The 25,522-nt window shown below is 70.9% G+C and carries 28 protein-coding genes; 9 read left to right on the top strand and 19 right to left on the bottom strand.

The genetic code is table 11. The features are described from left to right. Window positions 1-119 precede the first annotated feature (119 nt). Together HNR02_RS05240 and guaB are read right to left on the bottom strand one after the other, a co-directional pair. Window positions 120-1,253 (bottom strand): GuaB3 family IMP dehydrogenase-related protein, encoded by a 1,134-nt coding sequence (locus tag HNR02_RS05240; protein WP_179772073.1) that lies wholly within the window; start codon window positions 1,251-1,253, stop codon window positions 120-122. A gap of 75 nt (window positions 1,254-1,328) precedes the next feature. Further along, entirely contained in the window at window positions 1,329-2,831 is a 1,503-nt protein-coding gene (gene guaB, locus HNR02_RS05245) for an IMP dehydrogenase (RefSeq protein WP_179772074.1), read from the bottom strand. A gap of 173 nt (window positions 2,832-3,004) precedes the next feature. On the opposite strand from guaB, the gene HNR02_RS05250 reads away from it, so the two are divergent. Then, window positions 3,005-3,394 carry a DUF5319 domain-containing protein gene (locus tag HNR02_RS05250; protein WP_179772075.1) on the top strand — a complete coding sequence of 130 codons (390 nt, stop codon included), beginning with the start codon at window positions 3,005-3,007 and terminating at the stop codon, window positions 3,392-3,394. Between the two features lie 59 nt (window positions 3,395-3,453). Here HNR02_RS05250 and HNR02_RS05255 read toward each other — a convergent pair whose 3' ends face one another. From HNR02_RS05255 to HNR02_RS05275, 5 genes are all read right to left on the bottom strand, one after another. Continuing rightward, on the bottom strand, window positions 3,454-4,392 hold the full coding sequence (locus HNR02_RS05255; protein WP_312860905.1) for an anti-sigma-D factor RsdA: 939 nt from the start codon (window positions 4,390-4,392) through the stop codon (window positions 3,454-3,456). After that, window positions 4,393-4,965, bottom strand: coding sequence for a sigma-70 family RNA polymerase sigma factor (locus tag HNR02_RS05260; protein ID WP_179772076.1), 573 nt, complete (start codon window positions 4,963-4,965; stop codon window positions 4,393-4,395). Between the two features lie 252 nt (window positions 4,966-5,217). Beyond that, entirely contained in the window at window positions 5,218-5,814 is a 597-nt protein-coding gene (locus tag HNR02_RS05265) for a response regulator transcription factor (protein WP_017986686.1), read from the bottom strand. A 141-nt stretch (window positions 5,815-5,955) separates the two neighbouring features. Further along, a complete protein-coding gene (locus HNR02_RS05270; RefSeq protein ID WP_179772077.1) occupies window positions 5,956-6,789 on the bottom strand; it encodes a hypothetical protein in 834 nt (277 codons plus the stop codon). A gap of 1 nt (window position 6,790) precedes the next feature. Continuing rightward, window positions 6,791-7,690: a MerR family transcriptional regulator gene (locus HNR02_RS05275; RefSeq protein WP_179775719.1), complete on the bottom strand. Its 900-nt coding sequence runs from the start codon at window positions 7,688-7,690 to the stop codon at window positions 6,791-6,793. Between the two features lie 263 nt (window positions 7,691-7,953). Between HNR02_RS05275 and HNR02_RS05280 the strand changes: the two genes are divergently transcribed. Then, entirely contained in the window at window positions 7,954-8,256 is a 303-nt protein-coding gene (locus tag HNR02_RS05280) for a WhiB family transcriptional regulator (RefSeq protein ID WP_179772078.1), read from the top strand. 39 nt (window positions 8,257-8,295) lie between these two features. On the opposite strand, the gene HNR02_RS05285 is transcribed toward HNR02_RS05280, so the two are convergent. After that, entirely contained in the window at window positions 8,296-8,889 is a 594-nt protein-coding gene (locus HNR02_RS05285) for a TetR/AcrR family transcriptional regulator (RefSeq protein ID WP_179772079.1), read from the bottom strand. Between the two features lie 74 nt (window positions 8,890-8,963). Here HNR02_RS05285 and HNR02_RS05290 point away from each other — a divergent pair, with 74 nt between their 5' ends. Further along, complete coding sequence (locus HNR02_RS05290) at window positions 8,964-9,704, top strand: SDR family NAD(P)-dependent oxidoreductase (RefSeq protein WP_179772080.1); 741 nt, start codon at window positions 8,964-8,966, stop codon at window positions 9,702-9,704. Window positions 9,705-9,742: 38 nt separating this feature from the next. Here the strand turns inward: HNR02_RS05290 and HNR02_RS05295 are convergent, their stop codons facing one another. The 4 genes from HNR02_RS05295 to HNR02_RS05310 all read right to left on the bottom strand — a co-directional run bounded on the left by HNR02_RS05295 (window position 9,743) and on the right by HNR02_RS05310 (window position 13,563). Next, window positions 9,743-10,642: a GNAT family N-acetyltransferase gene (locus tag HNR02_RS05295; protein ID WP_376772822.1), complete on the bottom strand. Its 900-nt coding sequence runs from the start codon at window positions 10,640-10,642 to the stop codon at window positions 9,743-9,745. A 60-nt stretch (window positions 10,643-10,702) separates the two neighbouring features. Further along, window positions 10,703-12,322 carry a chaperonin GroEL gene (groL, locus tag HNR02_RS05300; protein WP_179772081.1) on the bottom strand — a complete coding sequence of 540 codons (1,620 nt, stop codon included), beginning with the start codon at window positions 12,320-12,322 and terminating at the stop codon, window positions 10,703-10,705. Between the two features lie 78 nt (window positions 12,323-12,400). Next, window positions 12,401-12,694, bottom strand: coding sequence for a co-chaperone GroES (groES, locus tag HNR02_RS05305; protein WP_179772082.1), 294 nt, complete (start codon window positions 12,692-12,694; stop codon window positions 12,401-12,403). A 206-nt stretch (window positions 12,695-12,900) separates the two neighbouring features. Then, a complete protein-coding gene (locus tag HNR02_RS05310) occupies window positions 12,901-13,563 on the bottom strand; it encodes a YdcF family protein (RefSeq protein ID WP_179772083.1) in 663 nt (220 codons plus the stop codon). 102 nt (window positions 13,564-13,665) lie between these two features. On the opposite strand from HNR02_RS05310, the gene HNR02_RS05315 reads away from it, so the two are divergent. Together HNR02_RS05315 and HNR02_RS05320 are read left to right on the top strand one after the other, a co-directional pair. Beyond that, window positions 13,666-14,280, top strand: coding sequence for a hypothetical protein (locus HNR02_RS05315; RefSeq protein ID WP_179772084.1), 615 nt, complete (start codon window positions 13,666-13,668; stop codon window positions 14,278-14,280). A 26-nt stretch (window positions 14,281-14,306) separates the two neighbouring features. Beyond that, on the top strand, window positions 14,307-14,558 hold the full coding sequence (locus HNR02_RS05320; protein ID WP_179772085.1) for a hypothetical protein: 252 nt from the start codon (window positions 14,307-14,309) through the stop codon (window positions 14,556-14,558). A 29-nt stretch (window positions 14,559-14,587) separates the two neighbouring features. On the opposite strand, the gene HNR02_RS05325 is transcribed toward HNR02_RS05320, so the two are convergent. The 3 genes from HNR02_RS05325 to HNR02_RS05335 form a co-directional block, all read right to left on the bottom strand. Further along, on the bottom strand, window positions 14,588-15,199 hold the full coding sequence (locus HNR02_RS05325) for a cation efflux transmembrane domain-containing protein (protein ID WP_179772086.1): 612 nt from the start codon (window positions 15,197-15,199) through the stop codon (window positions 14,588-14,590). Beyond that, window positions 15,196-15,525, bottom strand: coding sequence for a Cd(II)/Pb(II)-sensing metalloregulatory transcriptional regulator CmtR (cmtR, locus tag HNR02_RS05330; protein ID WP_179772087.1), 330 nt, complete (start codon window positions 15,523-15,525; stop codon window positions 15,196-15,198). Before cmtR ends, HNR02_RS05325 begins: the two co-directional genes overlap by 4 nt. Window positions 15,526-15,796: 271 nt before the next feature. Then, window positions 15,797-16,651 (bottom strand): NADP-dependent oxidoreductase, encoded by an 855-nt coding sequence (locus HNR02_RS05335; RefSeq protein ID WP_179772088.1) that lies wholly within the window; start codon window positions 16,649-16,651, stop codon window positions 15,797-15,799. 67 nt (window positions 16,652-16,718) lie between these two features. Here HNR02_RS05335 and HNR02_RS05340 point away from each other — a divergent pair, with 67 nt between their 5' ends. The 3 genes from HNR02_RS05340 (at window position 16,719) to HNR02_RS05350 (ending at window position 20,728) form a co-directional block, all read left to right on the top strand. Continuing rightward, window positions 16,719-17,102, top strand: a complete 384-nt coding sequence (locus tag HNR02_RS05340; protein WP_179772089.1) for a winged helix-turn-helix transcriptional regulator — start codon at window positions 16,719-16,721, stop codon at window positions 17,100-17,102. A gap of 63 nt (window positions 17,103-17,165) precedes the next feature. Then, complete coding sequence (locus HNR02_RS05345) at window positions 17,166-18,761, top strand: alkaline phosphatase D family protein (protein WP_179772090.1); 1,596 nt, start codon at window positions 17,166-17,168, stop codon at window positions 18,759-18,761. Window positions 18,762-18,829: 68 nt separating this feature from the next. After that, the gene (locus HNR02_RS05350; protein ID WP_179772091.1) at window positions 18,830-20,728 is read left to right on the top strand and encodes an N-acetylmuramoyl-L-alanine amidase; all 1,899 of its coding nucleotides are present in this window, start codon (window positions 18,830-18,832) and stop codon (window positions 20,726-20,728) included. 54 nt (window positions 20,729-20,782) lie between these two features. Here the strand turns inward: HNR02_RS05350 and tsaD are convergent, their stop codons facing one another. The 4 genes from tsaD to HNR02_RS05370 all read right to left on the bottom strand — a co-directional run bounded on the left by tsaD (window position 20,783) and on the right by HNR02_RS05370 (window position 24,112). Then, window positions 20,783-21,835 (bottom strand): tRNA (adenosine(37)-N6)-threonylcarbamoyltransferase complex transferase subunit TsaD, encoded by a 1,053-nt coding sequence (tsaD, locus tag HNR02_RS05355; RefSeq protein ID WP_179772092.1) that lies wholly within the window; start codon window positions 21,833-21,835, stop codon window positions 20,783-20,785. Beyond that, complete coding sequence (gene rimI / locus HNR02_RS05360; RefSeq protein WP_179772093.1) at window positions 21,835-22,305, bottom strand: ribosomal protein S18-alanine N-acetyltransferase; 471 nt, start codon at window positions 22,303-22,305, stop codon at window positions 21,835-21,837. The genes tsaD and rimI overlap by 1 nt, the downstream gene beginning before the upstream one ends. Then, window positions 22,302-22,970 (bottom strand): tRNA (adenosine(37)-N6)-threonylcarbamoyltransferase complex dimerization subunit type 1 TsaB, encoded by a 669-nt coding sequence (gene tsaB / locus HNR02_RS05365; protein WP_179772094.1) that lies wholly within the window; start codon window positions 22,968-22,970, stop codon window positions 22,302-22,304. Before tsaB ends, rimI begins: the two co-directional genes overlap by 4 nt. 437 nt (window positions 22,971-23,407) lie before the next feature. Continuing rightward, window positions 23,408-24,112: a FadR/GntR family transcriptional regulator gene (locus HNR02_RS05370; RefSeq protein WP_312860907.1), complete on the bottom strand. Its 705-nt coding sequence runs from the start codon at window positions 24,110-24,112 to the stop codon at window positions 23,408-23,410. 96 nt (window positions 24,113-24,208) lie between these two features. Here HNR02_RS05370 and HNR02_RS05375 point away from each other — a divergent pair, with 96 nt between their 5' ends. Then, complete coding sequence (locus tag HNR02_RS05375; RefSeq protein WP_179772095.1) at window positions 24,209-25,507, top strand: SLC13 family permease; 1,299 nt, start codon at window positions 24,209-24,211, stop codon at window positions 25,505-25,507. Window positions 25,508-25,522 lie beyond the last annotated feature (15 nt).

A 25,522-nucleotide genomic window follows, 5' to 3' on the forward strand; every position in this document is an offset into this window, starting at 1 on the left:
CGCCGGCCATCCACCACCTGCTCACCCACACCTCGGGGGTGGCAGCACCACCTGGTCCCGCTACCGCGACCGCGACGTGGTCGGCGTCATCCTGTGCAACCACGACGACGCCCGCTGGGCTAGCGGCGAACCGAAAGCCCCACGCGCTGGAACTCCTTGAGGTCGGAGTACCCGGTCTTCGCCATCGCCCGGCGCAGGGCGCCGAACAGGTTCACCGCCCCCTCCGCGTCCGCGGACGGCCCGAACAGCAGGGTCTTCAAGTCCACCTCGACGTCCGGCCCGGCGGCGACCCGGGAACGCGGCAGGTTCGGGTGCGCGGCCGCGGCGGTCCAGTACAGGCCGTGGCCGGGGGCCTCGGACGCGGCGGCGAGCGGGGCGCCGACGACCGTCGCGTCGGCGCCGCACGCGATGGCCTTCGCGATGTCGCCCGAGCTGGTGATCCCGCCGTCGGCGAGAACGTGCACGTACCGGCCGCCCGTCTCGTCCAGGTAGTCGCGCCGGGCCGCGGCCGCGTCGATGATCGCGGTCGCCATCGGCACGCCGATGCCCAGCACGCGGTCGGTGCTCGTCACGCCCGGCGTGTACCCGTGGCCGACGATCACACCCGCCGCGCCGGTGCGCATCAGGTGCATCGCCGTGCGGTAGTCCGACACGCCACCGGCGATCACCGGCACGTCCAGGCCACCGATGAAGTCCTTGAGGTCCAGCGGATCGGCGTCGTCGTGGGCGACGTGCTCCGCGGAGATGATGGTGCCCTGCACGACGAGGATCTCGACCCCGGCCGCGATCAGGTGCGGCGTCAGCTCGGCCGCGCGCTGCGGGCTGACCCGCGCCGCGACCGTCACCCCCGACTCCCGCACGCGGCGGATCGCCTCGGCGAGCAGCTCGGGCTGGACCGGCGCGGAGTGCAGCTCCTGCAGGGTCCGCACCAGCGCCGTGCGGTCGGCGTCCTTGGCGGCGTCCACCAGGCGGAGCAGCGCCTGCTCCGCGTTGGCGTGCCGGGCCCACAGGCCCTCCGCGTTGAGCACGCCCAGACCGCCCAGTTTGCCCACCTCGACCGCCGTCTCCGGTGACACCACGGCATCCGTCGGATGGGTGACCAGCGGGATGTCGAACCGGTAGGCGTCGATCTGCCACGCCGTGGAGACCACCGCCGACGACCGGGTACGCCGCGACGGGACGATTTCCACGTCATCGAGGTCGTACGCCCGCCGCGCGGTGCGTCCCATGCCGATCTCGACCAGATCGCGCACGTCAGGTCCCTTCTCGCCGCCTGTAGTGACGGTTCATTGTCGCTAGGCCATCGGTGTGACGTGCGCAGGGGGTCGTCAGCGCGAGGTGTAGTTGGGCGCCTCGACCGTCATCGTCACGTCGTGCGGGTGGCTCTCCTTGAGGCCCGCGGCCGTGATCCGCACGAGCTGCGCCTGCTGCAGCTGCGCGATGGTCTCCGCGCCCGCGTACCCCATGCCGGACCGCAGACCACCGACGAGCTGGTGCACGACGTTGGCCAGCGGGCCGCGGAAGGCGATGCGGCCCTCGATGCCCTCCGGCACCAGCTTGTCCTCGGACAGCACGTCGTCCTGCGAGTAACGGTCCTTCGAGTACGACTTGCGCCCGTCGCGCGACTGCATCGCACCCAGCGACCCCATGCCGCGGTAGGTCTTGAACTGCTTGCCGTTGACCAGGATCAGGTCACCCGGCGATTCGGCGGTGCCCGCGAGCAGGCTGCCCAGCATCACGGTCGACGCGCCCGCCGTGATGGCCTTGGCGATGTCACCGGAGTACTGGATGCCGCCATCGCCGATCACCGGCACGCCGGCCGGGCGGCACGCCTTGTCCGCTTCGTGGATCGCGGAGATCTGCGGCACACCGACTCCGGCGACGATGCGGGTGGTGCAGATCGAGCCCGGGCCGACGCCGACCTTGACCGCGTCCGCGCCCGCGTCGACCAGCGCCTGGGCGCCAGCGCGGGTGGCGACGTTGCCGCCGACGACGTCGACCGTGTCGCCCAGCTCCTTCTTCAACGTGGCGACCATGTCGACGACCGCCCGCGAGTGACCGTGCGCGGTGTCGACCATCAGCACGTCCACGCCCGCGTCCGCGAGCGCCATCGCGCGCTGGTGACCGGCCGCGCCGACACCGACCGCGGCACCGACGACCAGACGGCCGTCCGGGTCCTTCGTCGCGGTCGGGTACTGCTCGGTCTTCACGAAGTCCTTGACGGTGATCAGCCCGCGCAGCTTGCCCGCGCCGTCCACGATCGGCAGCTTCTCGATCTTGTGGCGGCGGAGCAGGCCCAGCGCCGCGTCCGCCGTGACGCCGACCTGCGCGGTGATCAGGTTCTCGTTGGTCATCACCTCGCTGACCGGGCGGCTGTGGTCCAGCTCGAACCGCATGTCCCGGTTGGTGATGATGCCGACCAGCGTGCCCGCCGCGTCCGTGACCGGGAGGCCGGAGATGCGGAAGCGGGCGCAGAGGGCGTCGACCTCGGCGAGCGTGTCGTCGGGCGAGCAGGTGACCGGATCGGTGACCATGCCCGCCTCGGACCGCTTGACGACCTCGACGGCCGCCGCCTGCTCCTCGATCGGCAGGTTGCGGTGCAGGACACCCATACCGCCCTGGCGCGCCATGGAGATCGCCATACGCGCTTCGGTGACGGTGTCCATGGCCGCGGACAGCAGCGGGACGCGCAGCGTCACGTTCCGGGACAGCCTGCTGGAGGTGTCCACACTGCTGGGGACGACGTCGGATTCGGCGGGCAGCAGCAGCACGTCGTCGAAGGTCAGCCCGAGCATCGCGAACTTGTCTTCCGGGGCGAACTCGCTCGTCATGTGGGTGGCTGACCTTCCTGGGGGTGGCGGGTGAACCTCTCGTCGATGGTATCCGGCGGTGGCCGGGAGGGGCCCCGGGCAGGCGCCAGACGTGACCGGGGAAACTCGCCCCTGTTTGACGGGATCGAAAGGCCCTGGACAAGCGACCCGGTCGGGCGGGTACGGTGCGACGCGTGCCGCACGAAGTGTTGCCCCCCGACCCGTTCGCCGACGACCCGGACGATCCCGCCCGGGACCTGGTCGGCTTCGGGGACGACGAGCTGGCCGAACCGATGGACGCGCAGGCGCGCGCCGAGTTGCTCGCGGACCTGTCGGACCTCGCGGTCTACCAGGCGCTGCTGGAGCCGCGCGGGGTGCGCGGGATCGTGGTCGACTGCGGCGAATGCGATCAGCCGCACTTCCACGACTGGCATCTGCTGCGCGCGAGCCTCGAGCAGTTGCTCGCGGACGGGCGCATGCGCCCGCACGAGCCCGCCTTCGACCCCGATCCGGCCCACTACGTGAGCTGGGACTACTGCCGTGGCTTCGCCGACGGCATCACCGCCACCGAAAACGCCTACTGACCACAGCACGACGAAGGGCCCGGCCGGAAGTTCTCCGGCCGGGCCCTCGCACGTGTGGATCAGTTGCCGCTCGTGCCCGTGTTCGAGCCGACGCCCGCCGGCTGCTGGCCCGTGCCCGCGTCCGGGTTGTCGTACCGGATGGTGCTGCCGGACGTGCCGTCACCGGGCGGCTGGGTGGTGCTGCTCTCGGTGGTCGGGGTCGGCGTGGTCGAGCTGCTCGACGACGGCGGGGTCGGCGTCGTCGTGGTCGGTTGCGGCGTGGTCGTGGTCGTGATCGGCAACCTGGTGGAGCTGGTCTGCGGCGGCGCCGCCGACGTGGGCAGCGAGGTCGACGAGTCCGGCGGCCTCGTGGTCGAACCCGGCAGCATCGAGGCGAGCTGCTGGTGCTCGGCCATCAGCTGGCTGAGGTTCTCCTCCTCGGTGACCTGGGACAGCTTCGCGGCGGCCTCGGCGAGCGCCTGCTGCGCCTCGGCGATGCGGCCCTGGGACAGGGCGATGCTGGCCTGCTGCAGATCGATGCGGGCCGCGGAGGCGGCCTCGACCGACCGCGCGTGGTCGGCGTAGAGGACCTTGGTCAGGCCCCACAGCGTGTCGCCGGGCTGGGCGTCGCGCGCGGCGATGCTGGTGCCGGTGAAGGCGATGGCGAGGACGGCGGCGGCCGCGGCGACGGGCACGAGCAGGCGGCGGCGGTGCGCCCGCTGCCCGTGGCGGCGGGCCAGCGCGGCGGTCTTGATGGTGGTGACCGCGGTGTCGGTGTCGATCAGCTCGGCGAGCGGTTCGCTGTCGATGTCCCGTCGCCAGGACAGCAGCAGCGCGTTGAGTTCCTGGTCACCGAGGTCGTCGGCGATGCCGGGATCGGATCCGCCGAGCGAGTCGAGCAGACCGTCGTCGGCGCGGATCGCGGTGAGGTCCGCCTCGAACTCCGCCTGCGACGAACTCATGGTGGGGTCGAACTCGAGCTCGTCGAGCTCCTGTCTGACGTCTTCGCGATCGGTCACTCAGGCCACCTCCTCGGACGCCAGCGCCTTGCGGAGCCGGGCCAGCGCGCGGTGCTGGGCGACACGGACGGCACCCGGCGTCGAGCCGACCGCGTCCGCGGTCTCCTCGGCCGACAGGCCCACGACCACTCGCAGCACCACGATCTCGCGCTGCTTGTCGGGCAGGACCCGGAGCAGCTGTGCCATGCGCTCGTTCAACTCCCCCTGCAGTGCGCGCTGTTCGGGCCCGATGTCGTTCTCGATCTCGTCGGGGAGCTCGGCGACGGGTTCGGCCCGGTTGCGCGCGGCGGCCCGGTGCGCGTCGGCCACCTTGTGCTGGGCGATGCCGTAGACGAAGGCCAGAAAAGGACGCCCCTGGTCACGGTACGAGGGCAACGCCGTGAGCACTGCGAGACACACCTCCTGAGCCACATCGTCTGCCGAGGCGAACGACCTCTCCTGTCGTCCGACCCTGGCACGGCAGTACCGCACCACCAGGGGACGGATAGCGGCCAGCAGCCGCTCGACCGCCTGGGGATCCCCCTCGACAGCGGCGGCGACTGGCTCATCCAGCCCGTCCCCCACAGTGGCCATCGCAGACAACAGTCCCAGCGTTACGTGTAGGCGTGCAAAATCAACGGCGCGGCGATCCCCACATCGCTCACACCGGTGATACCTACGGTACCTGCCGACACCGGTGTCGCGTATGCGCGGTCGGCTGTGACGCGCCCCGGTCACGGACGACCGAGGCCGCCCAGTATCGCACGGATGCGGCCCGCGGGAGTGTCGATGAGCGAAGCGGCGCGCGGATACGCGAAAAGTTTTCGCCGAACCCGCGCGACCGCGTCAGGAAACGAGTCCGCGGCGGAAGCCGTGTGCGACCGCCTGCGCGCGGTCCCGCACACCGAGCTTGCGGAACAGACGGCGGGCGTGCGTCTTGACCGTGTCCTCGGACAGGTACAGCTCGCGGCCGATCTGGCCGTTGCTCTTGCCCTGGCTCATGCCCCGCAGCACCTGCAGCTCGCGCTCGGTGAGCTGGACGCCGGGGTCGGCCGGCTGGCGCGGCGCGGGCACGGAAGTGCTGGCGAGCGTGTGGGCGAGCGCGGCGACGAGCTCCGGGCGGGACGCGTCCCAGCGCAGGTAACCGCGGGCCCCGCCGGCGATGGCGGCGGCGATGCTGCCGGCGTCGTCGGGAGCGCCGAAGACGATCACGTTGGCCTGAGGGTTGGCGGACACCAGCCGCCGAGTCGCCTCCACCCCGGCCGGCATCGCGCGCTGGGTGCCGACGAGCACGACGTCGACCGGCTGCCGCGAATACCGGGCCAGCAACTCGTCACCGTGCGCTACACAGTCGATGCGACTGACACCGGGGACAGCAGACATCACGCGGGTGAGCCCTTCGCGGACACTGCGTCGGTCGTCGCAGATCAAGACCGTCGTCACGGGTGTTCCTTCCTGCAGCCGGGTGACATTCCATATCCCCTATCGGACGCTTGAGGCCGTACCTTGACACGATCCGGTGGCTTTTTTTGGAAACTCTTCGCCCGGATGTCGGTATGGCCGTCCTGAGCCCCTGACCCCGGGTCAGACCGGTACCCACGGTGATTCACGTGCGAGCCGCCTCCCCTCGGGGTCAGAGCTTAGTAACACTGCGTGTAACACCGCGGCCGTTCTCGATCTGTGCCGGTCCGCGTCGGCGGGCCGCAGATCGGCCGCGATGAGCCCGGCGGGCCAGGACAACGAGGACAGGTCGTACTCCTCCGCCGTCGCCAGCGCACCGGACACCAGATCCCCGGCTCTTCGCTTGTGCCCGGCGGCGCCGAGCGCCGCGGCGAGCACGAGCCGGGACTTCACGACGTGCCGGACCGAGCCGGCGGCCGTGGCCTTCTCCAGCGCCGCCTCGGCGGGCGCGGTGGCCGCCGGGGCGTCGCCCGAGGCGAGCGCGAGTTCGGCGGTGACCCAGCCGAGCCGGACCCGCGTGCGCCAGTTCCGGGCGGCGGCCTCGCCCGCCCGCTCCAGCACCCGGCGCGACGCGGTGAGCCGTCCGGTGCCGAGGTGGTCCGCGGCGAGACCGAGGAGCGCGTCGGCGAGCGCGCCGCCGGCGTCCAGCCCGTCCGGATCGGCCCCCGGACCCGCGGAGGACGCCGGCCGGAGGGCGGCTCCATCGAGCCCGCGGGCGACGCCGTGACCGCCGAGTTGACGGCAGTGGGAGGCCCGGGTGCTCAACGCCAGCGACGCGACCACCGGATCGCGGTCGCGAACGAGACCGGCCAGCAGGGCCGCCGCGGCCGCGTACCGGCCACGCGCGCCCAGGACGATCGCGCCGAGCAGGCGCCGCCGGGGCGAACCCGCCACCGGGAGCACGTCCGGCGACCGCTGGTCACCGAAGGCCGCTCGTCGCAAGTCGATCTCGTGCACGTCAGTTCCCCACCAGGACGTACTCGATGCGGTCGGCCGCCGTCCGCAGGCCGGACAGCAGCTCGACGCGCTCGGGCAGCATCGGGGACCGCCAGCCCGCGCCGACCGCGAACAGGCGGCTGCGCAGCCCGCCGCGGGACACCTCGGGGAAGAGCGCGGGGTCGGCGTTGCCCGCGCGCTCGGACCACAGCACGACCGCCGCGGGCGAGCTGCGCCGGACGGCGGCCGACAGCGCGGGTCCGGGCAACGGCAGCCCGAACAGCTGCGATCCGATCCGGCGGACGGCCAGTCCGGCGGCCAGCACGTGCAGCGGCAGCGGGTCCTGCTCGCCGGGAACCCGGCTGAGCAGGACCGGACGCTGGTTGCGGGGGTGGTCGAGCACCGGCGTCGCCCGCACGATCGCGGCCAGGACGCACTCGGTCAGCAGCGCGTGCACCTCGACCCCGGCCGGGGCGCCGGGCCAGCCCGCGCCGCACGCCTCCAGTACCGGCGCGATCACGCCGTCCCACGCGTCGATGGCACCGGCACCGCCGATCGCGTCGTCGAGGGTCTGTTGCACGGCCCGCCCGTCGAGCGCGACCGCGGCCGAGCGGAGCCGCCGGGCGGCGGCGCCGTTCTGGGCGGCCGTCAGGTGCTCGGCCGGTGGCGGGAGCGGCTGGGCCGGGGTCTCCGGGGCGGCGCCGTCGGACTTCGGCATCTGCTGGAGCGCGTAGCGGGCGGCTTCGGCGGTGGACGCCCCGCGAAGCAGGGCCCGCTGCATGAGTTCGAGGCGCCCGATGTCGGAGGCGCAGTAGCGGCGGTGCTTGCCACCGGTGTGCCTGCTCGGCCCGAGGCCGTAGCGGCGGTCCCAGGTCCGCAGGGTCGACGGCGCGACACCCAGCCGCCGGGCAACGGCGGCCACGGGCATCGTCGGCTCGGCACCCCTGGGACGGCTCACCCGAACCAATATCCCGGTACCACCCGAACGGGGCAACCTGAATCGGTTTCGTTATTTCCCCTGTTTAGAGCGCTGAACTCACGCATCAGGGGGATACCTAACGGCTGAATCGCCTGGTTTTCCTTGAACAACTATTGGCGCGCTTCTAACGTTACCGCCGTTGCGCCATTTGGAGTAATCGCGGCCAACAAAGCAGGGGTGGCACGACCGAATCGGAGGCGGTCACGATGGCAGACACGCGGAGGCTCCCGGGTCCCAATGCCGATATCTGGGAATGGCAGCTACAGGGGTCGTGCCGGGGGATGGACAGCGGCGCCTTCTTCCACCCGGACGGCGAGCGGGGGCCGGCGAGGGCACGGCGGGAAGCGCGCGCGAAGGCGATTTGCCAGTCCTGTCCGGTGCTGCGACTGTGCCGCGCGCACGCGCTCGCGGTCCACGAGCCGTACGGGATCTGGGGCGGCCTGTCGGAGGCGGAGCGGGAGACCATCATCCGGACCGGGAAACCGCAGCTGACCCTTTCCGGCGGCTGACCGGAGAGGAATGACGGACGGCGCCCGGGAGAACGCCCGTCACCCGGGCGCCGTCTTTTTTCGCACGAATCGCGGCCACACGCTCATCGCCGCGTCGATGACCGCCTCCAGATCCGCCGGTTCCGCGCCATCCCGCGCCTCGATCGACAAGCCGTGCAGAACGGTGCCGTAGAACCGGACGATCGCGTCGACATCGGCTTCATCCCCCGCCGTGGCACGCAATCGCGCATCGAGTGCCACAAGGTTGTTCCGCCGCGTGGCCGCGAGGAAATCCCGGACGCCGTGGTTCCGTTCCGTGCAGTTGAGCGCGGCCAGCACGACCATGCACCCGCGCGGCCTGCCCTCGCCGACGTAGTCGCGGGCGGTGTCCCGCAACCAGTGCTCGACGACCTCCCTGGCCGTTCCCCCGTCCGGCGGCTCGTGCCCGAACCGCTCGCGGTAGCGCTCGACCGCCTCCCGGAACAGCGCCTCCTTGCCGCCGAAAGCCGCGTACAGGCTGGGCGAGCCGATGCCCATCGCGGTGGTCAGGTCGGTCAGTGAGGTGCCCTCGTAGCCGCGCTCCCAGAAGACGTACATGGCCCGGTCGAGAGCCGCGTCCCGGTCGAAGGCCCGTGGGCGGCCGCGTGGTGACATGGTTCGCATTCTATAGCGCTCGGCACAGAAGTCGCCTTAATTTCTGTGCCGATCACTACAGAAACGGAGGGCCGATGGGCTCGCTGGACGGCAAGGTCGCGCTCGTGACCGGGGGCAGCAGGGGAATCGGCGCGGCGATCGCGCGGAAACTGGCCGAGGAGGGCGCGGACGTCGCGGTGACTTACGAACGGTCCGTCTCGCGTGCCGACGAAGTGGTCGCCTCGATCGAAGGGCTGGGCCGGAAAGCGCTTGCCGTGCGGGCGGACAGCGCGGACGCGGACGCCCTGATCACTGCCGTGGACCGGGCCGCGGAGGCACTGGGCGGACTCGACGTGCTGGTCAACAACGCGGGGGTGTTTCCGCGCGGGACCGTCGAGGAGATGCCGCTGACGGACCTCGACCGGATACTGGCGGTCAACGTGCGGGCGGTGTTCGTCGCGACGCAGGCCGCCGCCCGGCACCTGCGGCCCGGCGGACGGGTGGTGCATCTCGGCAGCACGCTCGGCGAGCGCGTGACCGGCACGGGAATGAGCGCCTACGCGGCGACGAAGGCCGCCGTGGCGGGGATGAGCCGGGGCTTCGCACGGGACCTCGGGTCGCGGGGGATCACGTCGGTGGTGGTGCAGCCCGGGCCGACGGACACGGACATGAACCCCGCCGACGGGCCGCGGGCGGCGAAGTCGCTCGCACTGTCGGCCGTGGGACGGCACGCCGCGCCGGAGGACCTGGCGGCGACCGTCGCGCACGTCGCCGGACCGGCCGGGGCGTTCATCACCGGCTCGGTCATCACCGTCGACGGCGGCGTGAACGCCTGAGCCACCGCTTCCCCCATGCCACATCGGGGAACGCACCACTAATCGCGGCGTTGGTCCAGCATCTCCGGGCGCTGCTCGAACCCGGCTGACCGGTAGGTGGCGACGGCACCGACGTTGGAGCTCGGGGTGTAGACGATCGCGCTCGAGGAGCCCAGTTCCCGGAGCGCGGCCGCCGCGGCGACGGTGATCGCCCTGCCGTGGCCGCGGCCCCGGTGCTCCCGGTGCACGCCCATCGGTTCGAGCAGGCCGGGCCTGCCCGGTCCGGCCGACCACACCGTTGCCGCCGCCACGGCGTTGCCCTCGTCGTCGTAGGCGACCAGGCAACGGGCGTCGGCGTAGGGCGCGCCGGCCGCCATCACGTGCCACTGCTCGTCCGAGAAAGTCGACTTGTCGAACGAGGCGCGCTGCACCGCGGTGCGCACGTGCGCGTGCCCCGGTCCGATCACCTCGATCCGCAGGCCAGGGTCTTCCACCGGCTCGGTGAGGCCGCGGCACAGCGGCGTCCACGGCTCGTCGGCGTGCCAGCCGTCCTCGAACAGCAGGTCTTTGACCAGCGTCCCCCGTGGCGTCTCGGCGAACACCTTCCCCTGCGGCAGCACACCGCGCTCCGGCTCACGCAGGTCTTCGGCCAGGCGTCGCGCCAGATCCTCGTCGCGCCCGACGTCCGGCGCGAGCGTGAGCCGCAGCAGGTCGGGAGTGTCCAGCAAGCCGATGGCGACGATTCGCCCGTCGCGCCTCCAGGTGCGGACCGCCGCGGCCGTCGCCTCCGCGCCTGCTCGCCAGAACCAGCCCAGGTCACCGGGATGCAACTGCATCGGCGCCCCGTCGTGCTGCCACTCCCGCAGCACGTCGACAACCTCACCCAGGCCGCCGGGCCCGGGCCGGTCCACCTCGATCGCCATGCCCCGATCCCACACCACCACGCCTTCGGAACGCATCCGGATAACGGAGAAGGGCCCTCGCGCGGTGCGAGAGCCCTTCTCTTCGTGGTGTTCGCGTCAGTGCGCGTGCCCGTGGCCGTGGCCGGTGTCCTCCGGCTCCTCGACCGGCTTGTCCACCACGGTGCTTTCCGTGGTCAGGACGAGACGCGCGATGGACGCCGCGTTGGCGACCGCGGAGCGGGTGACCTTCACCGGGTCGACGATGCCGGCCTGCAGCAGGTCGGTGATCTCGCCGGTGGCGGCGTTGAAGCCGTGGCCCCAGCCCAGCTCCTGCACCTTGGACACGACGACCGCGCCCTCGTGGCCGGCGTTGGCGGCGATCCAGTTCAGCGGCGCGGTGAGGGCGTCACGCACGATGCGCACACCCACGGCCTCGTCGCCGGACAGTTCGGCCTCCAGCGCGCCGAGTTCCTTGACCGCGTGCACGATCGCGGAGCCGCCGCCGGGCACGATGCCCTCCTCGACGGCCGCCTTGGTCGAAGCCACGGCGTCCTCGATGCGGTGCTTGCGCTCGTTCAGCTCGGTCTCGGTGGCCGCGCCGACCTTGATCACCGCGACGCCGCCGCCCAGCTTCGCCAGGCGCTCCTGCAGCTTCTCGCGGTCCCAGTCGGAGTCGGTGGTCTCGATCTCCTTGCGGATCTGCGCGATGCGGGCGTCGATGTCGGCCTTGGTGCCCGCCCCGTCGACGATCGTCGTGTTGTCCTTGGTGATCTCGATGCGCCGGGCGGTGCCCAGCGAGTCGAGCCCGATCTCGGACAGCTTGAGGCCGATCTCCGAGGAGACGACCTCCGCACCGGTGACGACGGCCAGGTCGTCGAGGAACGCCTTGCGGCGGTCGCCGAAGAACGGGGCCTTCACCGCGACCGCGACGAGGGTCTTGCGCAGGGCGTTGACCACCAGGGTGGACAGCGCCTCGCCCTCGACGTCCTCGGCGATGATCAGCAGCGGCTTCTTGGACTCGGCGACCTTCTCCAGCACCGGGAGCAGGTCGGCCAGCGCCGAGATCTTCTCGCGGTGCAGCAGCACGTGGGCGTTCTCCAGGATCGCCCGCTGCTCCTCCGGGTTGGTCGCGAAGTGCGCCGACAGGTAGCCCTTGTCGAACTGCACACCCTCGGTGATCTCGAGCTCGGTGGCCAGCGTGGAGGACTCCTCCACGGTGATCACGCCGTCCTCACCGACCCGCTCGACGGCCTCGCCGAGCAGGGCGCCGATGGTCGCGTCACGTGAGGTGACCGTGCCGACCTGGGCGATGTTGTCGCGACCCTTGACCGGGGTGGCCTTGGCCTTGAGCACCTCGATGACCTTCTCCGCGGCGGCCTCGATGCCGCGGCCGAGACCGGCCGGGTTGGCACCGGCGGCCACGTTGCGCAGGCCGACCTTCACCAGCGACTGCGCCAGCACGGTGGCCGTGGTGGTGCCGTCGCCCGCGACGTCGTTGGTCTTGGTGGCCACGTTCTTGGCGAGCTGGGCACCCAGGTTCTCGAACGGGTCCTCCAGGTCGATCTCCCGCGCGACGGTGACGCCGTCGAGGGTGATCGTGGGCCCGCCGAACTTCTTGTCGAGCACGACGTGACGCCCGCGCGGGCCGAGGGTGACCTTGACCGCGTCGGCGAGCTTGTTCACGCCGCGTTCGAGCGCCCGACGAGCGTCCTCGTCGAAGTTGATCTGCTTGGGCATGGAAGTCCTCTCAGACAGCGAAACGCCCCGTCCCCGGCTTTCCAGCGGGGCCCGGGGCGTTCACCGCAGCGCCGTTTGTCAGTTGACGACAGCCAGCACGTCGCGGGCCGACAGGATCAGGTAGTCCTCGCCGTTGTACTTGACCTCGGTGCCGCCGTACTTCGAGTAGATGACGACGTCACCGACGTTGACGTCGACGGGGACGCGGTTGCCCTTGTCGTCGACGCGGCCCGGGCCCACGGCCAGAACCTTGCCCTCCTGGGGCTTCTCCTTGGCGGTGTCGGGGATGACGAGGCCGGACGCGGTCGTCTCCTCGGCCTCGCTCGTCTGGACAACGATCTTGTCCTCGAGCGGTTTGATGTTCACGCTCACCGGGTTGACCTCCACGGGTCGTCGAAAGCGTTGGCAGGTTTGGTGTTTCGGCGCCTACCACCCCGCCGTCGCGGGTGCCGGGGCGTGTGCGGTGCCTTCGATTAGCACTCTAGCCACGAGAGTGCCAGCCGCGCAAGGAGGGTCCACCAGAGCAGCCGAAACGGGTTGTCAAGAGGCTTGACCGGCGTCTTTGTTCCGTGCGGGCTTCAGACGAGCCGCCCGGTGAAGCCACCGGCGCGAAGTCGCTCGTACGCTGCCCGCACGGGTTCGGGCACGAGCTGGTCGATCGCGAATCCACGCTCCGCGTAGACCGTGATTCGCTGGGTGTCGCCGACCAGCATGGTGATCACCCGGTCCACATCTCCGATGGACTCGACGTACTCGTCCAGCGGCTGCGGCCGGGATGCGCAGAGAACGTCGACCTCGGGCCACAGTTTCCGGCAGGTCGCGTAGGCGCGGCGCTGCTGGTACGGGCGGCTGATCAGCGTCACGGTCCGCACCCGGACGTCCCGCTCTTCGAGGAGGCGCCGCGTGAGGGTGATGTTGTCCCCGGTGTTGCCTGCCTCGGTCTCCAGCATGATCGCTTCGCCGGGTACGCCGAGCCGCAACGCCTCTTCGCGGTAGTGGACGGCTTCGCCCCGCGGGAAGCGCTCGACCGTCGTGGGCGCGTTCGCGCCGGTGAAAACGATGAGCGGGAACATCCCCCGGTGGTACAGCCCGGCGGCGCAGGTGGCGACGCCGGAGTCGTGGCTGCCCAGCCCGATCCCGACGTCGGTGGGCCGCGGCTCGTGGTGCATGTCGTGGTAGTTCCAGAGCGTTTCGACGTCGGCACGGAGTTCGCCGGGGATGCGGGGCGAACGCTCGGGCATCGGTGACGCTCCTGATCGGTCGGGACCTGGCTCTCGGCAACTCCGAGCCGACCCAGCTTCCGGCTCACGGTGACACCGGAGTCGTAGCGCGCAGGACGGCGCATGCGCAGGAACTCCATTCTTCGAGACACTTCACTGGTCGACGTCGACGGCAATCCGTTTCGTTACGCGTTGCCAGACGAAGTACTGCGCATGTCCAAGGAGATCACGAAGAACGCGAGCGGACACATCGGCATGAGAGAGCCGGTCACCAACCCGGAAACTCGCGATCGCTACCTCGTCAGCCCACTCATCGAAGAGGCCATCACTTCGGGCCAGCTCGAAGGTGCGTCCACTGAGCGCCACGTTGCGAAAGAGATGATCCGAAGCGGGCGGAACCCCGCGACCCGCAGCGAACGAATGATCCTCAACAACTTTCACGTGATGCAGCGCATCGGAGAACTGCGCAACAAAAAGCTGACTTCTCGACGCCATTCGCGAGCTTCACCGTGCCGTCACGGACGGAAAGCTCGAAAATCCGGACGCATCGGGAAGATTCCAACGCCCGGACGAAGAACGGATCGCCGTGTGGGACGACGGGAACACGGTCCTCCATCGCCCGCCACTCGCGGAGTCACTTCCCGAGCGCATGCAGGGTTGTGTGATTTCGCGAACGGTCACACGGGCGAAGGTTATCTTCCTCCCGTACTCAAAGCCATCACCAGGGCTTTTGGCTGACGGAGTTTCTCTCTGTTTCGAAAATCTTGAATAAGGCTCGTGCGCAATACGCTCAGAGCTTCATCTACACCGAGCAAGACAATAACAACCTGACATACTTCCATCTCTATCATCTGAACATCATCAGGCGTTCCATCGACGAACTGCAGGGCTACCTGTCGGCGAAGATCGAGGAAGAACGCGGACTGCTCATGCGGGAAAAGACGGGCAGAAAACACGCATGGGTCCCGGCGGGGAACATCATCGAGGTTCTGGAAGAGCGCAAGGTCGGCGCCTGAACCATGAGCCGTGACCGGCGGCATCGAAGTCAACAGCAGGCGTCCCCGCGCCAGGCTTCCCTGCCCTCCTTCACCGCGACCGCCGCGATGACCAGTGCGACCACCGGGTCGGCCCAGGACCAGCCGAACAGGGAGTTCAGCAGGAGCCCCGCCAGCAGCACGCCGGACAGGTACGTGCACAGCAACGTCTGCTTCGAGTCGGCGACGGCGCTGGCCGAGCCGAGTTCGCGGCCCGCGCGGCGCTGGGCGAGCGACAGGAACGGCATGACCACCAGTGACACCGCGGCCAGCGCGATGCCCACTCCGGAGTGTTCGGCCGGGTCGGCGCCGAGCAGGCCGCGCACCGACTCGACGGTGACGTAGGCGGCGAGCGCGAAGAACGACACCGCGATGACCTTGAGCGCGGTCCGCTCCCGCGCTTCGGGGTCGCTGCCCGAGAACTGCCAGGCCACGGCCGCGGCGGAGGCCACCTCGATCACCGAGTCGAGCCCGAACCCGATCAGCGCCGTCGACGAGGCGACGGTACCCGCCGTGATCGCGACGATCGCCTCGATCACGTTGTAGGTGATGGTCGCCGCCACCAACAGCCGGACGCGTCGCGAGAGAACCGCCCGCCTGTCCGGCAGAACCGTCCCGGTCATCCCGCCACGACCTCGTTCAGGCACGGCTCGTCGGTCTCCACGGCCAGCACCACGTGGACCAGTTCGCCCAGCGCCTTTTCCAGGTGCGGGTCCGCCAGCTCGTAGCGCACCTGCCTGCCCTCGTAGGTGGCGACGACGAGGCCGCAGCCCCGCAGGCAGGCGAGGTGGTTGGACACGTTGGACCGGGACAGCCCCAGCCGCTCGGCCAGGCGGCCGGGGTAGTTCTCGCCGTCCAGCAGGGCGACCAGGATCCGGCAGCGGGTGGGATCGGCCAGCGCGCGGCCCAGCCGGGCCAGCGCCGCACCACGCGTCTCACAGGTCAGCACAGAGACAACAGTACAGCAGAAGCTGAACTATCACAGGTGGTGACGTAGTGATATGGCCATCTCACTCGTTGGGCGGTGTCGACCCCGGCGCGGCCTCCCTACGTTGGGATACGGCCCGGACACGACTGGAAGGAATGGTGATCCCATGGGTGGTTGCAGCTGTTGCAGCTCGTGCAGTGGCCCCGGATGCGGCTGCTGCGGAAGCTGCTGAACCGGCCTTGAGCCGAGCGGCCCCGGGACTCCAGCGCAGTGGTCCCGGGCCGTTCGTCGTCTACACCGTCAGCACGATCTTGCCGCGCACCCGGCCGCTCTCGCCCAGCTCGTGCGCCTTCACCGCGTCCTGAAGCGGCAGCACCTGCGAGACGTGCACCCGGATGCCCCGCGCGGCCCCGGCCAGGTCCGCTCCCGAGGGTTGGACGTAGAAGCGCCGGTAGCGCGGGTCCTCCGAGGCGTCGTTGCCCTGCGCGTCGATCAGCACGCCGTCCGGTTTCAGCGCCTCCAGCGACCGCCGGCCGTACTCGCCGCCGACCAGGTCGAACACCACGTCCACATCGGACACGGTCGTCGTGAAGTCCACGGCCGTGTGGTCGATCAGCTCATCGGCGCCCAGTGCGCGCAGGAAGTCGTGGTTGGCCGCCCGCGCGGTGCCGATCACGTGCGCGCCCCGCGCCTTCGCGATCTGCACGGCGACGTGCCCGACCCCGCCCGCCGCGGCGTGGATCAGCACCCGCTGCCCCGAGCGCACGTCAGCCAGCGCCTGCGAAGCCGTCAGCGCGGCCGTCGGCAACGCGGCCGCCTCGACGTGGTCCAGTTCGGCCGGCTTCGGCGCCACCATCCCCGACGGCACGGCAACGTACTCGGCATACGCGCCCCAGCGCGACATCACCAGCCCGAAGACCTCCGCGCCGGTCTCCTCGACCACGCCCGAGAAGTCCAGCCCGAGCCGGAACGGCGGCTCGGCGCCAAGGCCGTCGATCGCCCCGGCCCGCAGCTTCCAGTCCGCCGCGTTGATCCCCACCGCGTGCACCCGCACCAGCACCTCGCCCGGCCCCGGCACCGGCACCGGCGCGTCGACGAGTTCGAGAACTTCAGGGCCGCCCAGGGCCCGGACATCAACAGCCTTCATGGTGAAGATCCTGGAACGCCCGGGTATCCGTTGTGAAGAAGGCACCTTCCTGATATCCAGGTACCTCATGGATACCGTCCAGTCCTATCTCCGCGCCTGCCCGGCCCGCACGGTCCTCGACGCGCTCGCCAACAAGTGGACGCTGCTGGTCCTCTCCGCACTGCGCCGCAGCGCCGGCCCGGTCCGGTTCAACGCGCTGCGCCGCCAGCTCGAAGGCATCACGCAGAAGTCGCTCACCCAGACCCTGCGGACCCTGGAGCGCGACGGCCTGGTCGACCGGGCCGTCTACCCCACCGTGCCACCCCGTGTCGAGTACTCGCTCACCGAACTGGGTGCGCAGGTCGGGGAGATGTTCACCGTGCTGGGTGACTGGGCCGAGGAGCACGTCGGCGAGATCCTGTCGGCGCGGGAGGCGTTCGACAACCGGCCCGCACCGCAGCCACTCCGCTGAGGGAAATTCACCCTCCGGACACCTGATGGCGTTCGTCCCGTTTGCCCCGGACCGGCACCGTCGATGGGCCCCACTGGCTTCCCACCACGAGGAGTGCACGTGCCGGACACCCCGAAACACACCCGTCGATCGGTTCTCATCGGCGGCGCCGCCGCGGTCGCGCTGGGCGCCGGACTCACCCGGGCCTCGGCCTCGACCGGCGCCGGTTCCGCGCCAGCCGGCGAGGTCTTCACCCTCGGCGTCGCCTCGGGCGACCCGCTGCCGAACGGCGTCGTCCTGTGGACCCGCCTGGCCGCGAACCCGCTGGCCGAGGACGGCATGGGCGGCATGCCGGGCAAGGCCCTGCCCGTGCAGTGGCAGATCTCCCGCGACGAGCGCTTCACCCGGATCGTCCACTCCGGACAGACGTGGGCCGCGCCGGAGGAGGCGCACAGCGTGCACGTCGAGGCCGACGGTCTCGAACCGGGCACCGAGTACTACTACCGGTTCCGCGCCGGTCGCGAGATCTCGCCGGTGGGCCTCACCCGCACCGCGCCCGCCCCGTGGCAGCTGAGCCCGCTGACCATGTGCTTCGCGTCCTGCTCGCACTACGGCGAGGGCTACTTCACCGCCTACCGCCGCCTCGCCGAGGACCACCCGGACCTCGTCCTGCACCTGGGCGACTACCAGTACGAGTACGCCGCCAAGGCCACCGACGTGCGGACCGTGGCCGGACCGGAAACCGTCACGCTCGCCGACTACCGGCTCCGCCACGCCCAGTACAAGACCGACCCCGACCTCCAGCTCGCGCACGCGACCGCGCCGTGGCTGGTCGTGTGGGACGACCACGAGACCGAGAACAACTGGGCCGACGAGGTGCCGGAAGCGTCGTCGCAGACACCCGGCGCGGCGTTCCTGGACCGCCGCGCGGTGGCGTTCCAGGCTTACTACGAGAACATGCCGCTGCGCCGCAACGCCCGCCCGCGGGGCATCGACATGCAGCTCTACCGGCGCATCCAGTGGGGCCAGCTGGCCACCTTCCACATGCTCGACACCCGGCAGTACCGCGACGACCAGGCCTGCGGCGACGGTGTCAAGGTCGGCTGCGACGAGCGGCTTTCGCCCAACCGGACCATCACCGGCCAGGAGCAGGAGAAGTGGCTCGTCGACGGCTTCCGGAACAGTCGCGCACGCTGGGACGTGCTCGGCCAGCAGGTCGTCTTCTCCGAGATCGACTTCACCGCCGGTTCGCAGCTCGGCTACAACATGGACGCCTGGGACGGCTACAAGGCCAACCGCGACCGCATCGCCTCGGCGATGGGCAATTCCGGAGTCCGCAACGGCGTCGTGCTCACCGGCGACGTGCACCGCCACTGGGCGTCGGAGGTCAAGGAGACCTACGGGCGGCCGGACTCGAAGGGGGTGGGCGTCGAGCTGATCACGACCTCGGTGACCAGCGGCCGCGACGGCGACGACGACCCGTACCAGTCGGTGCTGGACGAGAACCCGCACGTGAAGTTCCACAAGAACCGGCGCGGCTACATCCGCACCCGGTTCACCGCGGACGAGCTGCGAGCCGACTACCGGATCCTGCCCTACGTGAGCAAGCCCGGCGCGGCCGCCGAAACCGCGGCGAGCTTCGTGGTCACCGACCGGGACCCGAGTCTGCACCGGATCTGACACGACGAAGGGTAGTTCCCTACCTCCTTGACAGTGTGTAGTTTTCTCGCTGCACCGAGGGAGGCAGTATGACACCGTTCACCCGCCGCAACGCTCTTCGCGCGCTCGCCGCCGGTACCGCCGGGGTCGCCGTGGTGTCCGCACCGGGCGCGGCGGCCGCCATGACAGGAGCGCGGCAGCGCGCGTTCGCAGCGGCCGCGGCGGAGTTCGGTGTCCCCGAGCCCGTGCTGCTCGGCGTGTCGTACCTCAAGTCCCGCTGGGACTCGCACAGCGGCATGCCGAGCACCGGCGCCGGGTTCGGCCCCCTGCACCTCACGGACCTGCGTGCCGTCGCGGGCGGGGGCAGTCACCACGACCAGGGCACCGACTCGCGCGGCGATTCCGCGCGCGGGGTGCTGACGCCGCACACGTCGTCCGCACTGCAGACCGTCGACCTTGCCGCCTCCCTGACCGGGGTGGACGCCGAGACGCTGCGCACCGACCCGGCGCAGAACATCCGTGGCGGCGCGGCGATCCTGGCCCACTACCAGCGTGATCTCGGGGTCCGCGCGGATTCACCGGCGGCCTGGTACGGGGCCGTCGCCCGGTTCAGCGGCGCGCCCGACAGCGGCACCGCGACGTTCTTCGCCGACGAGGTGTTCTCGACGATCAGGGCGGGCGCGAGCCGGACCACCGACGACGGGCAGGCCGTGACGCTGGCCGCGACGCCGGTGTCCCCGCAGCGGGACCAGGTGCGCGCGCTCGGACTGGCGACCCTCGAGGAGGGCGCGGCCGAGGCACCCGCCGGGCTGGCCGTCAAGTGGATCCCCGCGCCGTACCAGGACCTGGGCGAAGGCAACTACGGCAACTACGACAAGGCCGAGCGCCCGCACGACCAGAAGATCACGCACATCGTCATCCACGACACCGAATGCACCTACGACGCGGCGATCGGTCTCGTGCAGGACCCGACGTACCTGGCGTGGCACTACACGCTGCGCTCCACCGACGGGCACGTCGCGCAGCACGTGCTGACCAAGGACGTCGGCTGGCACGCCGGGAACTGGTACGTCAACGCCAAGTCGATCGGCGTCGAGCACGAGGGTTTCGCGGCGCAGGGCACCTGGTACACGGAGGCGATGTACCGGACCTCGGCGAGGCTGGTGCGCTACCTGGCCGCGCGGTACCGGATCCCGCTCGACCGCGAGCACATCGTGGGCCACGACAACGTGCCCGGCACCACCCCGCCGACCGTCGCGGGCATGCACTGGGACCCGGCGCCGTACTGGGACTGGGCGCACTACTTCGACCTGCTGGGCGCGCCACTGAACGCGCGGCCGGTGCGGCAGCCCACCGGCATGGTCCTGATCAACCCGGACTTCGCGTCCAACCCGACCGGCTTCACCGGTTGTGACACGGCGGATCCTGGCGCGGCGTGCCCGGCCCGCGGCTCGTCGGCGTTGTTCCTGCGCACCGAACCACGCGACGACGCTCCCCTGCTCGCGGACATCGGCCTGCACCCCGAGGGCGGGCCGTCGACCGTGGCGATCTCCGACGTGGGCAGCCGCGTGTCGACCGGACAGCGCTACGCCGTCGCCGAGGTGCGCGGTGACTGGACGGCGGTGTGGTTCCTCGGGCAGCAGGGCTGGTTCCGCTCGGCGGGGGCGGTGCCGGTGCTGGGCCAGGTGGTGACGCCGCGGCCGGGCCTGGACTCGATCCCGGTGTACGGGCGGGCGTACCCCGAAGCCGAGGCGTACCCGGAGGGGATCACGCCGCAGGAGATCGTGCCGCTGCAGTACACGATGCCCGCGGGCCAGAAGTACGCGGCAGGCCCGACGGTGCGGGCGGAGTACTTCTCGGCGACGACCTTCGACCCGGCGTCACACGTCGTGGTGCGGGGGAAGACGAAGTACGTGCAGATCCAGTTCGGGCACCGCTTCGGCTACGTCAAGCTCGACGATGTGACCCTCTCCCGCACCCACCCCTGACCGCGCGAGTCCCACGCTCCCGCGCACGAGTCCCACGCTCGGCGCGGGAGTGGGTCACGCCTCCAGCGAGACGATCCCCACCGGGAGCGCGGGGTTGGCGGAGAGGTCCAGCGCCGACGGCTTCTTCTCCGCCGCCACCAGGTGCGCGCCCAGCGCGGCGATCATCGCGCCGTTGTCGGTGCACAGCCGGGGCCGCGGGACGCGCAGTTCGATGCCCGCCGCTTCGCACCGCTCACGCGCCAGGCCCGACAGACGCGAGTTCGCGGCCACCCCGCCGGAGATCACGAGCGTCCCGATGCCCATCTCCTTCGCGGCGCGCACCGCCTTCGCGGTCAGCACGTCGGCCACCGCCTCCTGGAACGACGCCGCCACGTCGTTCACCGGGATCTCCGCGCCGCGCCGCTCGGCGTTCTCCACCCACCGCGCCACCGCGGTTTTCAGGCCGGAGAACGAAAAGTCGTACTTCGCGTCACGCGGACCGGTCATGCCACGCGGGAAATCGATCGCCGACGGGTCGCCCTCCTTCGCGGCCTTGTCGATCGGCGGGCCGCCCGGGTATGGCAGGCCCAGCACGCGCGCGACCTTGTCGTACGCCTCACCGGCGGCGTCGTCCACAGTGGAGCCGAGCTCGGTGATCGACCCCGCGATGTCGTCCACCCGCAGCAGCTGCGTGTGCCCGCCGGACACCAGCAGCGCCAGGCACGGCGACGGCAACGGACCGTGCTGCAGGGTGTCGACCGCGATGTGCCCGGCCAGATGGTTGACGCCGTAGAGCGGCACGTCCAGCGCCGCCGCGTAGCCCTTCGCCGCCGACACGCCGACCAGCAGCGCACCGGCGAGACCCGGCCCCGCCGTCACGGCGATGGCGTCCACATCGGACAGACCGAGGCCGGCTTTCGCGAACGCGCGCTCGGCGGTCGGCACCATCGCTTCGAGGTGGGCGCGGCTGGCGACCTCGGGCACGACCCCGCCGAAGCGGGCGTGCTGCTCGACGCTCGAAGCGACCTCGTCGGCGAGGAGTTCGACCGTGCCGTCGTCGTGCAGGCGGACGAGGCCGACACCGGTCTCGTCGCAGGAGCTTTCGATGCCGAGAACGATGCGGGACATCAGCCCACCTCCTGCTCGCTGACGGCCGGGCGCATCATCGTGTACGCGTCCGCGCCGGACGGGTGGTAGTAACGCTTGCGCAGACCGATCTGCGTGAAACCGTGACGCCGGTACAGCTCCTGCGCGCGCTCGTTGTCGGTGCGCACCTCGAGGAAGACCGGTGCGCGCACCTCGTCGGCGCGGGCGAGCAGGGCCTCCAGCAGCGCACGGCCGATGCCCTGACCCTGATAGCCCGGATCGACGCCGATGGTGTGGATGCTCGCCTCGTAGTCCCCCCGGCCGCCGACGACCGCGAGCCCGGCGTAGCCGATCAGGACGTCCTCGGGCGAGTACGCGCCGACGTAGTAGCCGCCTGCTTCGAGTTCGCTGTGGAACGCGCGGGCGCTCCACGGGTCGTCGCCCGCGAACAGCATCTTCTCGATCTCCACGCAGCGCGGGATGTCCTTGCGGCGCAGCTTGCCGAGCTTCACGACGTGGTCACCCGCTTCCGCGTGCCGGGCTCGACGGCGTCCGGGCGGCGCAGGTAGAGCGGCGTCAACGGGGCGGGCTCGGCGTTGGCTCGCAGTTCTTCCCGCGCCGCATCGACCAGACCCGCGGTGGCCGGGTAGTAGGGCTCGACGACTTTCGCGCTCAGCTTGTCCGCGTGGACGCGGGCCCCGTCACCGGCGGCGAGGGTGACGGCGAGCTCCGCAGGCGGCTGCACGTGTGGACCATCGGTGCGGTTGCCGTCGGCGTCGTAGGCGGCCCAGTACACCTCGCGGCGACGGGCATCGGTGACGACGTGGAAGGGCTCGTCCACGTCGACCTGCCGCGCGATCGCGTCGAGGCTGCAGACGGGGTGGACCGGAACGCCGAGCGCGTGCCCGAGAGCGGCGGCGGTGGCCAGACCGGCGCGCAGACCGGTGAACGGCCCCGGCCCGGCGCCGACGACGATCGCTTCGATGTCGGTGAGCGCGACGTTTGCTTCACGAGCCGCGTCGAGCGCGTGCGGCGTGATCAGTTCACCATGCGCCCGCGCGTCGAGAGTGACCCGCTCGGCGAGGACGGTGACGCCGTTGCCCGTGACGCCCGCGGCGAGTTCGGCGACCCCGGCGGTCACCGCGGGAGTCGACGTGTCCAGAGCCAGTACCAGCACAACTCTCCAGGGTACGGGCAGGGTGGTGACCTGCGGTTGGCGGGCTGCGCGTGAGGAGTGGGGTGGCGGGGGATGGGGCTCGGGCTCGGCGGGCTGTCGGGTGGGGGCTGCCGGGCCGGGTCGGGCCTGCCGGACCGGGGCTGCCGGGGCGGGTCACCTTTGGCGGGTGGGCGCTGGGCGCGTTGGCGGCCGGTAGGTGGTTGCGTTGGGTGCGACCTCCCCCGCCCCTCCGGTTGGAGTGTTTTAGTCGCTGAGCAGCGACTGAAGCGGGCTGGGGATGAGGGGCGGGGGAGGTCTCGGGCGGTCGCATGCGGCTTGCGTTGCCGGGTGGGGTTTGTGGCGCGCGGGGTGTGCGCGGGCGGCAAACACGGCGCCCGGAAGAGCAAACACGGCGACCGGAGCGGCGCTCGCGGCGGCGTGTTTGCCGGTCGGGAAGGTCAGGTGGGGTTGGGGTCCCAGCTGAGGAGGCGCACCTCGGCGACTGTGCGGAGGTGGTCGCGCATGGCGGTGGCGGCCGCGGTCGGGTTGCGGTCGCGGATGGACTCGGCGATGCGGATGTGCTGGTCCAGCGAGCGCGGTGGACGTCCGGGCTGGCGGAGTGACTCGTTGCGGCTTTCGGTGATCTGGTCGGCGATCGAGGCCATGAACTCGGCCAGCAGGGCGCTGTGGGCGGCGGCGGTGACGGCGGCGTGAAAACGGCGGTCTCCCTCGATGCCGGACTCGCCATCACTGATCTCAGCCGCCATGAAGGTCAGCGCCTCTTCCAGAGCCACCAGATCATCGTCGGTGCGGCGCATGGCGGCCAGTTCGGCCAGCTTCGTCTCCAGCGCCTCGCGGGCGTCGAGGACGTCCGGCAGGCGGCGACGGCGCTCGACCAGTCGATCGACCGGTTCGGCAGCCAGGGTGTCCCGCACCAGGTACGTTCCACCGCCGTGCCGGGTCTCGACCAAACCCTGCACCGCCAGCACCACGATCGCCTGCTTGACCGACGCACGGCTCACCCCGAGCCGCTGCGCCAGCTCACGCTCGGCGGGCAACCGGTCGCCCGCCCGCAGCCCGGCATCGGCGGCGTAGGCCCGGATCCGCTCAAGGACCTGCTCGTACAGGCGCGGACGGGCCATCGGACTCAGCGCGTCGGACACACCCCGGAGCGTACCGGGGCTTGACAGGCTGAGTGGCTGAGCCGCAAAGTGGTCCAGCCACTCAGCCACTTGAATCCCAACGGCGGGAGTTCTCCGATGTCCGCTGAGCTGATCTCGATCCTCGTCCTCGCGGTCGTCTTCGTGATCGCGACGACCCGCTCGATCAACATGGGCGTGCTGTCGTTCGCGGCCGCGTTCGGCGTCGGCACGCTGGCCGCGAACATGGACGCCGACGAGATCTTCGCCGGCTTCCCCGGCGACCTGTTCGTCGTGCTCGTCGGTGTCACGTTCCTGTTCGCCATCGCCCGCGCCAACGGCACCACGGACTGGCTGGTCGACGCCGCCGTCCGGCTCGTCCGCGGTCGCGTCGCGCTGATCCCCTGGGTCACCTTCGCGATCACCGCGCTGCTCACCGCGATCGGCGCGGTCAGCCCCGCCGCGGTCGCCATCGTGGCGCCCGTCGCGCTCGGGTTCGCCGCCCAGTACGGCATCCACCCGCTGCTGATGGGCGCGATGGTCGTCCACGGCGCGCAGGCCGGCGGGTTCTCGCCGATCAGCGTCTACGGCACGATCGTCAACGGCATCGTCGCGAACGAACGCCTCGGCGGCAGCGAAATCACGCTCTTCCTGGCCAGCTTCGTCGTCAACCTGGTCATCGCGGCCATCGTGTTCGTGGTGCTCCGCAAGCGGCAGGTGATCCGCACCGGGACCGCGGACCGCGAACTCGTCGCCGCGGGCACCGGCGGCGCACCACCCCCGCCCGCCTCCCCCGGCACCGGCGCACCCGAGCGCATCCGCCTCAACGCCGCCCGCATCGCGACGCTCGCCGCCCTGGTCGTGCTCGTCGTCGCGACACTGGTGTTCGACCTCGACGTCGGTCTGACCGCGATGACCCTGGCCGTCGTGCTCAGCGTGATCTGGCCCGTGACCAGCAAAAAGGCCGTCAGCGAGGTCACCTGGCCGACGGTGCTGCTGATCTGCGGTGTGCTGACCTACGTCGGCGTCCTGCAGGAGATGGGCACGATCGAGTGGGCGGGCGAAGGCGTCGGCGGCATCGGCGCGCCGCTGCTCGCCGCGCTCCTGCTGTGCTACATCGGCGCGATCGTGTCGGCGTTCGCGTCGTCGGTCGGGATCATGGGCGCGCTCATCCCGCTCGCGGTGCCGTTCCTCGCGCTGGGCACCGTCGGGCCGGTCGGCATGATCTGCGCGCTCGCGGTGTCGGCGACCGTGGTCGACGTCAGCCCATTCTCCACCAACGGCGCGCTCGTGCTCGCCAACGCACGCGAAGTCGACCGCGACTCGTTCTTCCGGCAGCTGCTCGTCTACGGCGGCATCATGGTCGCCGTGGTACCCGCCGTGGTCTGGCTCGTCCTCATCGTGCCCGGTTTCGGCTGACAAGTAAGGAGTTCC

It is taken from the genome of Amycolatopsis endophytica (assembly GCF_013410405.1).
GTDB lineage: Bacteria > Actinomycetota > Actinomycetes > Mycobacteriales > Pseudonocardiaceae > Amycolatopsis_E > Amycolatopsis_E endophytica.